Origin of the sequence: Streptococcus taonis, from assembly GCF_029948085.1 — a bacterium.
GTDB lineage: Bacteria > Bacillota > Bacilli > Lactobacillales > Streptococcaceae > Streptococcus > Streptococcus taonis.
This window is the reverse complement of record NZ_JARZZP010000016.1, coordinates 36,280-52,158: the sequence shown is the minus strand read 5'-3', so window position 1 is coordinate 52,158 and position 15,879 is coordinate 36,280. Positions and strand designations below refer to the sequence as shown.

Here is a 15,879-nt window from a genome sequence, read left to right as displayed (position 1 = left end):
GATGTGCTTGCACTTGTTGACGCTGACTCTGATGCTGATGTCGATGCACTTGTGCTTGCTGATTCAGATGCTGATGTCGATGCACTTGTTGACGCTGACTCAGATGCTGAGGTCGATGCACTTGTTGATGCTGATTCAGATGCTGATGTCGATGCACTTGTTGATGCTGATTCAGATGCTGATGTGCTTGCACTTGTTGACGCGCTTGTGCTTGCTGACTCAGATGCTGAGGTGCTTGCACTTGTTGATGCTGATTCAGATGCTGATGTCGATGCACTTGTACTTGCTGACTCAGATGCTGATGTCGATGCACTTGTTGATGCACTTGTTGATGCTGATTCAGATGCTGAGGTCGATGCACTTGTGCTTGCTGATTCAGATGCTGATGTCGATGCACTTGTTGATGCTGACTCAGATGCTGAGGTCGATGCACTTGTGCTTGCTGATTCAGATGCTGATGTCGATGCACTTGTGCTTGCTGATTCAGACGCTGATGTTGATGCGCTTGTGCTTGCTGATTCAGATGCTGAGGTGCTTGCACTTGTTGACGCTGATTCAGATGCTGATGTCGACGCGCTTGTTGACGCTGATTCAGATGCTGATGTGCTTGCACTTGTGCTTGCTGATTCAGATGCTGATGTTGATGCGCTTGTGCTTGCTGATTCAGATGCTGATGTGGATGCACTTGTGCTTGCTGATTCAGATGCTGATGTCGACGCACTTGTTGAAGCTGATTCAGATGCTGATGTGCTTGCACTTGTTGATGCTGATTCAGATGCTGATGTTGACGCGCTTGTGCTTGCTGATTCAGACGCTGATGTGCTTGCACTTGTGCTTGCTGATTCTGACGCTGATGTTGATGCGCTTGTGCTTGCTGATTCAGATGCTGAGGTGCTTGCACTTGTTGACGCTGATTCAGATGCTGATGTCGACGCGCTTGTTGACGCTGATGTCGATGCACTTGTTGATGCTGACTCAGATGCTGATGTCGATGCACTTGTTGACGCTGACGTGCTAGCCGACGTACTTGCGCTTGTGCTTGCTGACTCAGAGGCTGATGTGCTTGCACTTGTGCTTGCTGATTCAGACGCTGAGGTGCTTGCACTTGTTGACGCTGATTCAGATGCTGATGTCGACGCGCTTGTTGACGCTGACTCAGAGGCTGATGTTGACGCGCTTGTTGATGCTGACTCTGACGCTGATGTCGATGCACTTGTTGATGCTGACTCAGAAGCCGATGTGCTTGCTGACTCTGACGCACTTGTTGACGCTGATTCAGATGCTGATGTCGATGCACTTGTTGACGCTGACTCAGAGGCTGAGGTTGACGCGCTTGTTGAAGCTGATGTACTTGCTGACGTACTTGCACTTATTGACGCTGACGTGCTAGCCGACGTACTTGCGCTTGTTGAAGCGGACGTGCTTGCTGACGTACTTGCACTTGTTGAAGCCGATGTGCTTGCTGAAGCACTTGCGCTCGTTGATGCCGATATGCTTGCTGAAGTACTTGCGCTTGTTGAAGCGGACGTGCTTGCTGAAGTACTTGCGCTTGTTGAAGCCGATGTGCTTGCTGAAGTACTTGCGCTTGTTGAAGCGGACGTACTTGCTGAGGTGCTTGCGCTTGTTGAAGCGGACGTACTTGCTGAGGTGCTTGCGCTTGTTGAAGCGGACGTACTTGCTGAGGTGCTTGCGCTTGTTGAAGCGGACGTACTTGCACTTGTTGAAGCAGATGTACTTGCTGAGGTACTTGCACTTGTTGACGCTGACGTACTTGCACTTGTTGAAGCAGATGTACTTGCTGAGGTGCTTGCACTTGTTGAGGCTGATGTGCTAGCCGATGTACTTGCGCTTGTTGAAGCGGACGTACTTGCTGACGTGCTTGCACTTGTTGAAGCCGATGTACTTGCTGAAGTGCTTGCGCTTGTTGAAGCGGATGTACTTGCTGATGTGCTTGCTGACGTGCTTGCGCTCGTTGAAGCTGATGTACTTACACTTGTCGAAGCAGACGTGCTTGCCGATGTACTTGCGCTCGTTGAGGCAGATGTGCTTGCTGACGTGCTTGCACTTGTTGAAGCCGACGTGCTTGCTGAGGTACTTGCGCTGGTTGAAGCCGATGTGCTTGCTGATTGGCTCGCACTGGTCGATGCTGACTGGCTAGCTGATGTGCTTGCTGATTGACTTGCGCTTACTGACGCTGATGTCGATGCACTAGTCATTGCACTTACTGATGCACTGGTTGAAGCAGACACTGACGCACTGGTTGAGGCTGATGCTGACTTATGATCCGAATCTGACAAATCAGGAGTTACTGTGTTTTTGGTTCCATCTTTGTAGGTAATCGTTACAGTGCCATTGCTAGCAATCTCATACGATTTAATACGGAAATCTGACGCTGGATTAGACGTCTTCACTGCATCTAGAATCTTATCAAGATCTTTTTGAGTCAAGGAAGTTAAATTAGAAACTTGAATAACTCCGTTTGGTTTAATACCTGGGAATTTTTCATTCAGTTTACCTTGTGCAACTACAGTTGTGACTCTACCTGTATTATCTGATAAATCTGTAGCACTAGTTCCACGGGTCCATTTGTTTTTATCATTATATTGGACATTTTCTCCGTAAGTAGCCGTATACTCCAATACTTTTGGATTTGTTGCTGAAGCTTCAGTAGGTGTATCCTTAAGGCCTTCTGCTGTATCATCTGAAGAATAACCATCTTGGAAAATACGATTTATATCAGAAATTCCATCATTTAATTTTAGAGTTTTAATCTTACCACTATTATCTTTAGCAGTTAAAACAACTTTAATCTTGTCGCCTGCGAAGACTTCGTAACCACTGACTCCTGGACGAACATTATTCTTGATCGTTTGTTTTTCCCATTGGCCAGTCTTATCATTCTTAATATGAAGTTCAAAAGTTACTTCAGGTGCTACAGTTTCTTTGGTAATAGTTGCAGTCGTTGTAGACGAACTCAAGGTTTCAGTTCCACCACTTGGAAGTGTTACTGTTTTTTCTTGCTTAGCTGTCACATCTCTAGTCGGAAGGAGACCATTGTTGCCATCATAAGCATCCTGCAATTTTGTTGGTTCAAATGTGACGCTTGTTTCATTGTCCTTAGCAGTCTTGGTGAATGTATGACCAGCTAATGTTAATGTTACAAGAGCTCCAGGTGTGACATTCGTAACAACGATCGAACGATTTGGCAAGCCGCCAGTTTCATTGGTAGAATTAACTGAGATAGCTGGCGCTTGTGGGTTTACCTTAATAGTCACGTCTACTGTTCTACTATTTCCAGGAGCTCCACTATAGGAACCTTGCGGAAGAGTGACTGTAACTTTTTTCGTATAAACCCCAGGGTTTGCCAGCATAGCGTCATCAGGAGCCTGGACCCAACTAAAGGTTGTTCCTGTTGGGAAAGCTACACTTGTATTCGAATTTTTAAGCGCCTCTCCTGGCTTCGCAATAATATTTGCTAATGGAGCCTTATTTCCCACAGTTGTAACATACTCTTGTTTAGCTACAGGATCAACAACTGTATAATCAAAGCTTGTCTGACTTGTCAAGGCTGGATTGCTTGTTGAAACATCCCCAAAACGTCCTTTTGGATATGTGGCAATTAGCGTATAGGTTGTATGGTGACTGACAGGTTCCAGATTCACAACCTCTTTAGTCGTATACCATACTTCACCAAAAGTCGGGGTTCCAACAGCAGTTGTTTGCTCAGCCCCTGTGTTATTTAACTTATATTTATAAGACCATTTGGTTCCTGTTGGAAGTTCATTAAGATTGGTATACAAATAAGAATCTCTACCAATATTATTAGCCCAATCTCCTCCAGAAACTTTACTTAGCTTATCACCTAGCGTTCCTTTAAAGGCATAGAACTCCCCTGTCACACCATTGTAAGTCTTGGCTTCAACTTTCGGATAAACAGTATAGTTAACTGTTACATCATCAGTAGAGCCATCAGAATAAGTAACCCGTGCAACTGCACTTTTTGTCCCAGCAGATGTGTTGTCAATGCGACTAACCCATGAAACAGTCGTTCCTTGAGGGAGCTGTCCTCCACCATCAAGCTGGACAAAGTTCGTAGCATCGTTTAAATCTGTTGCCGTTTCACCAGTATAGGTATAAATAGTCGACGCCTTCGCTACAGCAGTATATTTATCAGTCTGGCTTTTGATTACAAACTTGACATAACCATTGTCGGTAATACCATTTTTAGCATGGTCACTATCAGATGTGTTTTTATCATCTGTTGCCATTAAATAGCGTTCAAATGACCCTAACGGTACAGTTTTACCTAGAGTTCCTGTAAGGGTAATCCTTGCATCCGCTTGATTCGTTAAGCTAGTGATCGGATTTGAACGATTGAGACCAGTATATCCTGCGTAGTTGTTTCCGTTTGCACTATCCGCAGTTCCTTGCATTTCAAACTTCAATGAAGAAATCTTGCCAGAATCATCAGTTGCTCTAAAGGTTACATTAACTTCTTCCCCACGGTATAGATAGATTTCCTTAGTTGTAGCATTATCATAATGAATCTCCAGTTTTGGTCGTTCATTGACTGTAACATCTCGAGAAATAGTATTGCTTGTTAAATCCTTATAAATAATCTTTGCAGTTCCATCGCTTGCAACTTCAATGTCTTTGATGCGGTGAACTGTCTTATCATTCTTAGCGTAGATGGCATTCTTGACATCTGTCTTTTCGTTATCTGTTAAACTGTTTTTATTTACTACAGGTGTAAAGTCAGGATTTGTTACTTTAAGACGGTCTTTCAGTTGTCCTTGGGTGATACGAACATTGCCAGTACCATTCACTCTGTTGAAGTTGCCTACTTGGTCAGTTGCAACTGCATTCCGTTGCCAAGTATGTCCTGAGTTCCACTCCAGATTATCATTCATATGAGCGTCGACTGTGATAGTCGCAGGACTTTCTGGCGTAGCTGTGATATTTCCTGTCAAGAGCCCTACAGTTCCTGTACCATAGTTAGAACCTTCAAAGTAGTTTTCTCTCAACCCTGGTTGGTTCCCATCTGCTCTAGGTACAATCTTGAACTCTCTTAATTTACCACTATTATCAGTCGCAGTAAATTTAACGGTGAAATCATCACCTGCATAGACAATATGTTCCATCCCACGACTAGAGTCGGGACTTTGAGTAGCTGTAATCTGCTGACCACCACGTGTCACGGTTACAGCAGGTACAGGCACCTCAGTTTCCGCTCTTACGTTAGCTCGAACGACATCCACAGTGTTATCACGATAAGTAATAGTGATTTCACCCGTATTAGACACCGTTATTTCATGATTACCTTCAGAATTTTTCTTGTAATCAGAACTGTTGAGGATAGTGGCATTTTTACTATTGTTCCTAAAGTTTGCAAGGATTTGAGTTTTCTCAGTCTCGCTCAAAGATGACGGATTATTTACCGTAACAGTATCACCACTCACAGGCTCGTTACGCTCGTTGAAACCTTTGATGGTGAGAGTCATATGTGCCGTATCTGTTTGACCGTCACTATCTGTTACAACATATTCAAGAATGTGCGCGCCAGTAGCAAACGGCTTCCATGTTCCTTTGTCTCGACCAATGGTACCTTGCATATTTACCGTATAAGTAGTTGGATAATAGGCAAACCTACCATTTTGATACACACCAAAATCACCAACGACATTTCTTGCATTTCTTGGATAATCAGGCGCATATAAGCCAGTGATAATTGTATTATTAGATCCTGCAGCTAATGTTTTCAAGCCCCTATCATCACTCATTTTCATCTTGATTGTGGTAATAGAGTCGTCATTATAGTAGGTAACATTTGCAGGCAAAGTAATCGTAGGGCGCTTAGATGTTCCACGGTTATGACCAGCTTCTCCAGTCGAAACAGTTGAGCTCATTGAGCCACTATAATTCCCAGAAGTGTTGGCGCTTGTGAACGGTTGACTACTTGTCGCCACTCGCGCACTCAAAGTAGCTGCATTAGACTTATTGTTCACAGTCGCATAAACCAATATAGTCGCCTCAAGGTTTCTATTCAAGTCATGGTGCTTGTTGAATATATACTCATTACCAGAACCACCACGTTTTTCCATTGGTTGTCCATTAAAAAGAACACGAGTGATGGTTGTATTTCTATCCACTTGCGCGATCAGACCAGCATAATTAAGCGGACTCTGCGAGTGCATTTTGATTTTCCAGACAACCTCACGATTAGAACTTGAATAACTTCCTTGCCCAAGTTCAGCTGTGGTGTGACCGTTTATCGAAACACCTCTGAGATTTCCCCCTGTTGGCATCGCTTGCCCGTTACGGCTGTCACGTTGACCAGAGGTTGCACGTGAAACCGCATTAGCGATAGAGTTGCGAGCTGAAGTGGCAGAATTGATCACTTCTCCTAGATCTGCGTTTGGATCCTTGAGAGCAGACTCAATCTCAGCAACCACGGTTTTAACCTTGATAATTGCTGCATCTGTATCAGGTAAATTAACTGCTTTAGCTAGATATTCACCCATTTCTGCTGAAAGAGTTGCCAGTTTCTTACGGTCTTCTGCTTGCTTTTTAGCGCTTGTTTCTGCTGTCGTTGTCGCAGCAAGAGTCGCTGTTGTCGTAGCTGTCAGACTCGCATTTTGACTTGTAAAGTTTTCTGCTGTTGAAAGAGCACTAGAAAGATTAGGATTGACCTGAGCATCGCTAGCCTTAACTGTGGCTCTGGATGTTCCGTCATTACTGATAGCATCTTCGCTAGGAGCCGTCTGTGAACCTTCTACATGCGAAGTCTCAGAGTGAGAACTGCTTGCAACAGTTGAAGCACTATCTGATGTTGAAGCAGAATCGTTCAATGAAGACGAGGTGCTAGCTGAAGTTGAAGATGAAACACTGGTGCTCGTGCTAGCTGAGGTCGAAGCACTTACGGACTCAGATAGACTTGTTGAGACTGAGGTCGAGGCACTTGTAGAATCTGATAGCGAGATACTCTCACTGATAGAGTTAGATGTTGAAACAGACGTTTGCTGCTCCTCATCTTTATTGACAGTTCCCAAAACAACCTGATCAGAATTCACTAGATTGTCAGTACCATCCACGACTTTCTCTACAGCCAGCTGTTCATTGGCATGGACTTGCGTATGAGTGACCACTCCACCACCAACAACAGCCCCCGCGGCAGCTATCCCCTTGAGGACATCTATCCCGGTTAAAGAAGTTGAGACACGATCTTCCACAACTTCAGTTGTCACCTGAGCAGTATCAATACCACCACGAAGAACCTTAAATAGCCCGAATAAAGACGTTGAGGCACGCAACCAATGTTTCCCTGACTTAATCAGTTTGTATCTAGTTACACGATCGGTTTCTCGATACTCTCCTTCTTGACGTCTAAAAAACATGTTTTTCTCTCCTTGAGTTCAATATTTATAAAAAACTAAATACCAAAATAATGTATAAGATACACAGCCATGTTACATGGATATTTTCTCTTTTTTCACCCTGACAAGCAATGGTCTACTCTTCAAAAATTTTGATATAAAGCTCAATCTATAACATCTTATTATAGCACATTAGAGCCTGCTTTGTCCAAAGATTTGTGTAAAAAATATATTAATACAAATGACTTGTTCTTTTTGTAGATTTTACCTGAATTTAAGATTCTTTTTTTATCCAATAATCATCTATTTAGCTTTAAAAAATCAAATATTATTGTAAAAAATCAGTAGGATGAAATAAAATATAAACAAATTGACCAGAAAGAAAAGTCAGATCAATTTATAGCAATGTTTTAAAATCCGTAGCGTACTATTCTAGGTTCAATCTACTATATATCGAATCATCGCTCCATCAAAAAAAAGCCGCCTGATTGGGCGACTTAATTTTTTTATAGGGAGATTATTATGAAAAAGTTTTAGGAGTATAAGTTAAGGTCTTTTTAACTTATGAGATAAGTATACAGCTCCTATCTTAAAGTTTCCTTAAGTATTTTTAAATGTGAGATTTTTCCATTTCTCCTGCCAATTTTTCTTTGCTAAACGCTTTTGATAGAGCTTCATTCGGTCTTCATTTTCTAAGAAATGAGGAGTTGGACGAACCTGAAAGTTCAAAATATCCTCTAAACCATAAGGAGAAAAGAGCTCTAAAGTTGCGTCAGCATGCAAGCGAAGTCCTATCGCCGTACAACGTTCGGGATACTTACTCATGGCATCGCAGGAATTCACATAGGGAGGCGTATGGGGACTATGCTGATGCATATAGACTTGATTCTTCAGCTCCCATTGATACTGGGGAAAATCCTCTCTCAACTTACTTTCTATAGCCAGCGTTTCTTCATAACTCACCTCTGGGTCAAAGAAAATCACATCCACATCCGTTTCACGGTCAAAGAATGGCTTATCTGACAAGAGATTCCAGATGAAATTTCTGACAGAACCTGCTGCCAACCACGAGTCTTTCAGACCAAGGTTTCGGATGATAGTCAGAATAGCCCTCATGTCAGGATTTTCTCTGAAAGAGTCTAAGATTTCAGCCTTATTTTTCAATGTATTCATATCCTAAATGCTCATAAGCCTTGGCTGTCGCAACTCGTCCTGAACGAGTTCGCATGATAAATCCTTTCTGGATCAGGTAAGGCTCATACATATCTTCGACCGTCTCACGCTCTTCTGCGATATTCACCGAAAGAGTTCCTAAACCAACAGGACCCCCACCGTACATCTCAATCATGGTGCGGAGAATTTTCTGGTCCACATAGTCCAAGCCCTCATGGTCTACATCCAGCATAGTAAGAGCCTTATCCGTAATGACATCATCAATCAAGCCATCGCCCATAATCTGAGCAAAGTCACGCACGCGCTTGAGGAGACGATTGGCAATACGAGGAGTTCCACGACTACGCAGGGCTAACTCAGACGCTGCCTCATGAGTGATTTCCATCTCAAAAATATCTGCCGTCCGCTCGACAATCTCTGTCAAATCATCATGGGCATAATACTCCATATGCCCAGTAATCCCAAAACGTGCCCGTAGAGGATTGGAAAGCATACCAGCCCGAGTCGTCGCACCAATCAAGGTAAAAGGTGGCAACTCCAAATGAACACTGCGACTGCCTTCACCAGCCCCAATCATGATATCAATGTAGAAGTCCTCCATGGCACTATAAAGCACCTCTTCCACCGACATAGGCAAGCGATGAATCTCATCAATAAAGAGCACATCTCCAGGCTCCAAGTCATTTAAAATCGCTACCAGATCGCCCGCTTTTTCGATGACAGGACCAGACGTTTGTTTGAGATTGACTCCCAGTTCATTGGCTATGACAAAAGCCATGGTTGTTTTCCCGAGACCTGGAGGACCAAACAAAAGAACATGGTCCAGCGCCTCATCACGCATTTTTGCTGCCTCGATAAAGATTTGAAGCTGATCTTTGACCTTGTCTTGTCCGATATATTCACGTAAATATTGGGGACGGAGGGTACGTTCTACCAACTCCTCATCGCCCATGATTTCATTATCTAAAATTCTACTCATGTTCCTATTATAGCAAAAATCCAGCCTACAAACAAAAAAGCCACCTGATTTGGTAGCTCCCGAGTTTAGATATAATATTCTACGGCACTGCTACACCGCCTGCGAAAGGAGATAAAATAGTCCATGATGGAACTAGTACTCAAAACTATCATCGGACCAATTGTGGTCGGTGTCGTTCTTCGCTTAGTTGATAAATGGCTAAACGAGGATAAATAGTGTCAAAAAAGACCCCAAGCTTAATGTGGAAGTTAGCTTGGGGTCTTTTCTAGTCCATGATATAGAACTAATCCTTAATTCCTCTCCATTATCGCACAGTTCGCGATTTTTGTCAAAGTTTTACTCCCTTGTCCAATAAGACTTTCAACATTAAGAGAACCTTAGGAATTATCAAAGAAAACAAAAGATTACATCACTATCAATGAACATGGACGCTCATCAACTCAAATTAGTCAAACCAACATTTTAATCCATTAAATGAAACGACAGACTTTCATATGATGTACCACTTCCTCACATTATTTCACGAGTTCCAACCTAGCAGTTCGGTCAGGCACTAGGTCATACAAAGATCTATATGACAGATCGTTATAACCAAGTTGAGGATAACTCGCTGAAACGACTACAGACCTATTTCTTAGTCATATTCGCTAAAAAGTCCCCGACAATTCCCCGACCAAAATCCGAAAAATACCGAAATTTATCGGAAAACGACGTTTAGGAAACTCTCTAAAAGCCTGAAATAGAGCAAAAAAACTCCACCTGATTAGGTGGAGTTAAGGGAGATTATTATGAAAAAGAAAAGTTTAGGATTTCTATTAAATAAAGTTAGGAGGTCTTTATTTAATGATTACATAATACACAAGCAAACTTAAAGTTAGCTTAAGATTTTCTAGTTTTTACTTTTGTTCAAAAATAATAAATACTAATTAAAAACTGCTAAAAGCAAACAAGAAAAAAGCCACCAAATTGGGTGACTTTATTAGGAGATTATGATGAAAAAAAGTTAGGAGGTCTTTATTTAATAACTAAATGATACAGGATAATACTTAAAGTTAGCTTAAGATTTTCTTGTTTTTACTTTTGTTCAAAAATAATAAATACTATTTAAAAGTTGCTGAAAGTGAACAAAAAAAGCCACCAAATTGGGTGACTTTATTAGGAGATTATTATAAAAAAGAAAAGTTTAGGATTTCTATTAAATAAAGTTAGGAGGTCTTTATTTAATAACTAAATGATACAGGATAAGACTTAAAGTTAGCTTAAGATTTTGAACTTTTTTTATTGTCTTTTTGTAGCAAGGTGACATAGTCACTCTTGGTATGAAATAAATGGGAGAGAAAAACAGTCTGTTGTGTCTGATCAATAAAGTAAAGCAAAACGTATTGATCTATAATTTTTCCTCGTGTAGGATACTTACTATTAATCTTTACACCGATTTTCACATCAGCATCAAAACCAGCCTCAGGAAAGACTTCTAGACTTTTTAAGCCATCTAAAATTTTTGTCACAGTATTTTTAGCAGATTGAGGGGATAAAAGTACCGTAGCTATATAGTCGTGTATATTGTCGATAGCTTGTTCAACTTCTTTTGAAAGGATCACTTTATAAGCCATAGCGTGCCCTCACATTGTCTAGAGAAGCTCCTTCGCCTGCCTCATATTCTCTCAAGGAACGTTCAGATTGGGCTTGTAATTCAGCAATTAACTGCTCTCTATGCAAATCTTCGGCCGTCTTAATAGGCAAATCTTGCTCTAGGACTATTTGCTCTACAAATAAAGAAATAGCATCTGTCATTGTCATGCCCTTTTCCTTGATAATATTTCGAGCTTGTTCCATAGTAGCTTCATTCAGTTTAAAATTGTATTGTTTCGACAAGTTTATAGCCATGATATATCTCCAATCTATACGTTATAGATTGATTATATACTAGATATAGATTTTCATCAAGAAAAAGTGTTTTTTCCATAATCTTACTTCCTCACGAAATACTATATTGTTACACGAGATTTCCTCGACAATCTTCTTTTTGAAAAATTTAATTGTTTCATATTTCGATACCTTTTGATAAAACCACGATAAATCAGATACTTTTTATCAGGATCACAAGTAGGTCATTAAAAAGTTTAATAACACCAATTTTAAAGGCATCAAGTTTCTAAACAATAGAAGATACGGCGATCTTTGTATCATATGGATATCCGCATTACCCTTGACACGAACTTTTACTTTTGTTCAAAACAACGAATACCAATGAAATATCGCTGAAAGTCACATAACAAAAAAGTCACCAAATTGGGTGACTTCATTAGGGAGATTATTATGAAAAAAAGGTTAGGATTTCTATTAAATAAAGTTAGGAGGTCTTTATTTAATGGTTACATGATACAGGACAAGACTTAAAATTAGCTTAAGAGAAAAAAATTATTGTAATTTTTTTCGATTTACCCAAATCATGCCCGTACACTGGAAGCTAGACAAGGTTTCAAACCCCAGAGAACGATAAAATTCCAAGGTTTTTTCTGTTTGTTCTGTCGCTAGTTGTACTTGGTAGGTATCCTTATAATCAGCTAAGGATTTTTTCATCAAGTGACTACCAATCCCTTGGCGCTGATAGGTAGGCAAGACGATCAAATCCTGGACAAAAACCGAAGAAAAACCGTCTCCAATCAAGCGAACTAGACCAACGATTTCCTCACCATAACGCGCTAGATAAATGGCCAGTGAATGAGATAAAGCTCGGGACAACATTTGGGGCTGATTTGTATAATTTGTCCAACCAACTGCCTGGTAGAGATGCAAAACATCATCAAGTGAAACAGATGTTTCTTTTGTAATCTTAATCATAGCAAACCTTCCTAACATTCTCGTAGAGATTTAATCTGTTGTCCATTTTCATCAAAATTATCTTGCTTCAACCACGATTCAAAACGAGCTTTAACCCTTGGCCAGTCCTTATCAATCATAGACATCCAGTCCGTATCCCTAGTACGCCCTTTATAAATAACAGCTTGGCGAAAGGTGCCTTCGTAGATAAAACCCAAACGTTCTGCTGCTTTTCTAGAAGGTAGATTTAGTGCATCACATTTCCACTCATAACGGCGATAGTTAAGCTCTTCAAAGACATAACGAGCAAGCAAATAGTGGGCTTCTGTTCCCATCCTGGTCTGTTTGAGAGACGGAGAAAAGGTCACCGCGCCAACTTCAATGGTGCGATTGGCTTGATCAATACGCATGAGAGAAAAAGTCCCCAACACCTTTCCAGTCACTTTATCGATAATCGCATAATAGAAACGATCCTTACGCTCAAGCATTTGCTTCAAAGCTACGATTAATTCTTCGAGATTTTCTACTGGCTCCTGAAAGAGATAGGTCCACATATCACGAGGGCTATCTGGACCATAAACAGCCAGCAAATCCTCCGCATGCTTTTCCACCGAAAGAGCTTCTAGAATCGTATACTTTCCTTCTATCCGTACAAGCGAGGGTAAAACTCCAGGTGTATTATCTACAGGTTCACCAATTATCTGACCATATTCATTTACTGGCATAGTATTCTCCTTATCTCACTTTTATAAGTTTAAAGATGTGAATAGTATATCACATCTCACAGGTAATCTACAAAAAATCCTCCAGAACTTAGCTCTGAAGGACTTTTAAATTTATTTCACAACAATATTTACAAGTTTGGTTGGCTTCAATAGTCCAGTGGACTATTGAAGGTGGCAGATAGGGCTAATAAACTCGTTATTTCACAACGATATTAACGAGTTTGTTAGGTACCGCAATCACTTTTACGATTTCTTTGCCATCAATCTCTGCTTTAACTTTGTCGTTAGCCAGAGCCACTTCTTGCAATTCTTCGCGTGAAAGGTCTTTAGCGACCATAAGTTTAGCACGGACTTTCCCTTTGATTTGGACGACGATTTCGACTTCGTCTTCAACCAATTTGCTTTCGTCCCATGTTGGCCAAGCCACATAAGAGATAGACTCGCCAGTTGCTGCGACTGTTTGCCAGAGTTCTTCTGCCAAGTGAGGCGCAAATGGAGCGATCAATTGTATAAAGCCTTTGGCGTAGTCTACATAAAGTTTATCTTCCTTGTTAGCCGCATTGACAAAGACCATGAGCTGAGCAATGGCTGTGTTGAATTTCATAGACTCGATTTGCTCAGTGACAGCCTTAACAGTTTCGTTGTAAACCTTGTCTAGAGCGCCATTGTTTTCCGCAACGATTTCTTTACTTGTAATCAAACGGTAAACACGGTCAAGGAATTTACGGCTTCCTTCCAAGCCTTCTTCAGACCAAGCAATGGAAGCATCGAGTGGTCCCATGAACATTTCATAAACACGAAGGGTATCAGCACCGTATTGTTCCACCACATCGTCTGGATTGACAACGTTCTTGAGAGATTTAGACATCTTGGCTGGGGCTTGCTCCAGCTCTTCCCCTGTTTCCACATGGAAGAAGGAACCGTCACGTTTTTCAACCTTGTCAGTCGCCACAAGAGCTCCACGGTGGTCACGGTAGCTAGTTCCCAAGATCATTCCTTGGTTAAAAAGTTTTTGGAATGGCTCCTTAGTTGGAACGACACCGATATCATAGAGGAATTTGTGCCAGAAACGAGCGTAAAGCAAGTGAAGCACAGCGTGTTCAGCACCACCCACGTAGATGTCTACTGGCAACCATTGTTTGAGGAGGTCCTCATCAGCCAATTTTTCTGTGTTATGTGGATCGATATAGCGGAGGTAGTACCAGCTTGAACCTGCCCATTGTGGCATGGTGTTGGTCTCACGACGACCTTTGACGCCATCTTCACGCGTCACTTCAAGCCAGTCTGTCAAGTTAGCTAGCGGACTCTCACCAGTACCTGAAGGGCGGATGTCCTTGGTTACTGGCAAGACAAGTGGCAATTCACTTTCTGGAACGGCTGTTGAAGTTCCATCTTCCCAATGAATAATTGGGATTGGCTCACCCCAGTAACGTTGACGGCTAAAGAGCCAGTCACGAAGACGGTAGGTAACCTTTTCTTGACCAAAGCCTTTTTCTTCTAGCCAAGACACGATTTTAGCAATCGCGTCTTCTTTGTTGAGACCGTTCAAAAAGTCAGAGTTGACGTGAAGTCCATCTTCTGTGTAGGCAGCCTCTTCAACGTTCCCACCTTCAAGTACTTCTACGATTGGAAGTCCAAATTGTTTAGCAAATTCCCAGTCACGCTCATCGTGGGCAGGTACAGCCATAACAGCACCTGTACCATAGCTAGCAAGAACGTAGTCCGCAATCCAGATTGGAATTTCTTTACCGTTAACAGGGTTGATAGCATAAGCACCAGTCCAAACCCCTGTTTTTTCCTTGGCAAGGTCTGTACGAGCTAGGTCAGATTTCAAGCTAGCTTGGTGTTTGTAGTCAGCCACAGCCTCAGCTTGTTCAGGTGTCGTGATGGCATCTACTAGTTCATGTTCAGGCGCCAAAACAGTGAAGGTAGCACCAAAAAGGGTGTCAGGACGAGTGGTAAAGACTGTGAATTCCTTGTCTGTTCCTTTCACCTTGAAAGTGACATTGGCACCAGTTGATTTCCCAATCCAGTTGCGTTGCATGTCCTTGATAGATTCTGGCCAGTCAAGGTCATCCAAGTCATTGAGCAAGCGCTCTGCATAGGCCGTGATTTTAAGCATCCATTGGCGCATTGGTTTACGGACAACTGGATAACCACCACGCTCAGATGTTCCATCTGGAAGAACTTCTTCGTTGGCGATGGCTGTTCCCAATTCTTCAACCCAGTTTACTGGCACTTCAGCTTCATAAGCTAAGCCTTTTTCGTAAAGCTTAGTGAAAATCCATTGAGTCCACTTGTAGTAGTTTGGATCTGTTGTGTTGACTTCACGATCCCAGTCGTAAGAGAATCCAAGCGCATTGATTTGGCGTTTGAAGTTGGCAATGTTTTCTGCTGTGAATTCCGCTGGGTCATTACCTGTATCCATAGCGTATTGCTCTGCAGGCAAACCAAAAGCATCCCAGCCCATTGGGTGAAGGACATTGTAGCCTTGCGCACGTTTGAAACGGCTGAGGATATCAGTCGCTGTGTAGCCTTCTGGGTGTCCTACGTGAAGACCCGCTCCAGATGGGTAAGGGAACATATCAAGCGCATAAAACTTAGGTTTTGAAGCGTCTGTTCCTGTCTTAAAAGTGTGATTGTCAGCCCAGTAGCCCTGCCACTTAGGCTCGATTTCTTTATGATTGTAAAAACTCATAGCGTCTCTCCAATTTTCGTGATGCTCCTATTATACCATTTTTAGGGGGAATATTGTTTCTCTTTTCGTGATTTTATTGTTTTGACCCATGAACACCCTATTATTCTA

At 41.9% G+C, this 15,879-nt stretch carries 9 protein-coding genes and 1 pseudogene; 2 read left to right on the top strand and 8 right to left on the bottom strand.

Features of this window, described 5'->3' with window-relative positions:
* From QEZ38_RS08780 to ruvB, 3 genes are all read right to left on the bottom strand, one after another.
* A partial coding sequence (locus tag QEZ38_RS08780; protein ID WP_281335668.1) for an accessory Sec-dependent serine-rich glycoprotein adhesin occupies positions 1–7,394 on the bottom strand: 7,394 nt, incomplete at its 3' end.
* A gap of 579 nt (positions 7,395–7,973) precedes the next feature.
* Entirely contained in the window at positions 7,974–8,546 is a 573-nt protein-coding gene (locus QEZ38_RS08775; protein WP_281335667.1) for a nucleotidyltransferase family protein, read from the bottom strand.
* Positions 8,527–9,525 carry a Holliday junction branch migration DNA helicase RuvB gene (ruvB, locus tag QEZ38_RS08770; RefSeq protein WP_083303327.1) on the bottom strand — a complete coding sequence of 333 codons (999 nt, stop codon included), beginning with the start codon at positions 9,523–9,525 and terminating at the stop codon, positions 8,527–8,529. Before ruvB ends, QEZ38_RS08775 begins: the two co-directional genes overlap by 20 nt.
* 123 nt (positions 9,526–9,648) lie before the next feature.
* On the opposite strand from ruvB, the gene QEZ38_RS08765 reads away from it, so the two are divergent.
* Both QEZ38_RS08765 and QEZ38_RS09840 read left to right on the top strand, forming a co-directional pair.
* Complete coding sequence (locus QEZ38_RS08765) at positions 9,649–9,741, top strand: type I toxin-antitoxin system Fst family toxin (protein ID WP_101782132.1); 93 nt, start codon at positions 9,649–9,651, stop codon at positions 9,739–9,741.
* A gap of 149 nt (positions 9,742–9,890) precedes the next feature.
* Positions 9,891–10,176: pseudogene (locus QEZ38_RS09840) on the top strand (tyrosine-type recombinase/integrase); the annotation flags it as partial.
* A 608-nt stretch (positions 10,177–10,784) separates the two neighbouring features.
* Here QEZ38_RS09840 and QEZ38_RS08760 read toward each other — a convergent pair.
* The 5 genes from QEZ38_RS08760 to leuS form a co-directional block, all read right to left on the bottom strand.
* The gene (locus tag QEZ38_RS08760) at positions 10,785–11,138 is read right to left on the bottom strand and encodes a type II toxin-antitoxin system RelE/ParE family toxin (protein WP_281335666.1); all 354 of its coding nucleotides are present in this window, start codon (positions 11,136–11,138) and stop codon (positions 10,785–10,787) included.
* Positions 11,128–11,412 (bottom strand): type II toxin-antitoxin system RelB/ParD family antitoxin, encoded by a 285-nt coding sequence (gene relB, locus QEZ38_RS08755; RefSeq protein WP_281335665.1) that lies wholly within the window; start codon positions 11,410–11,412, stop codon positions 11,128–11,130. Before relB ends, QEZ38_RS08760 begins: the two co-directional genes overlap by 11 nt.
* A 534-nt stretch (positions 11,413–11,946) precedes the next feature.
* Complete coding sequence (locus tag QEZ38_RS08750) at positions 11,947–12,369, bottom strand: GNAT family N-acetyltransferase (protein WP_281335664.1); 423 nt, start codon at positions 12,367–12,369, stop codon at positions 11,947–11,949.
* A gap of 11 nt (positions 12,370–12,380) precedes the next feature.
* Positions 12,381–13,073, bottom strand: coding sequence for a GNAT family N-acetyltransferase (locus QEZ38_RS08745; RefSeq protein ID WP_248034998.1), 693 nt, complete (start codon positions 13,071–13,073; stop codon positions 12,381–12,383).
* A 196-nt stretch (positions 13,074–13,269) separates the two neighbouring features.
* Positions 13,270–15,771, bottom strand: coding sequence for a leucine--tRNA ligase (gene leuS / locus QEZ38_RS08740; protein WP_248034997.1), 2,502 nt, complete (start codon positions 15,769–15,771; stop codon positions 13,270–13,272).
* Between the last annotated feature and the right edge of the window lie 108 nt (positions 15,772–15,879).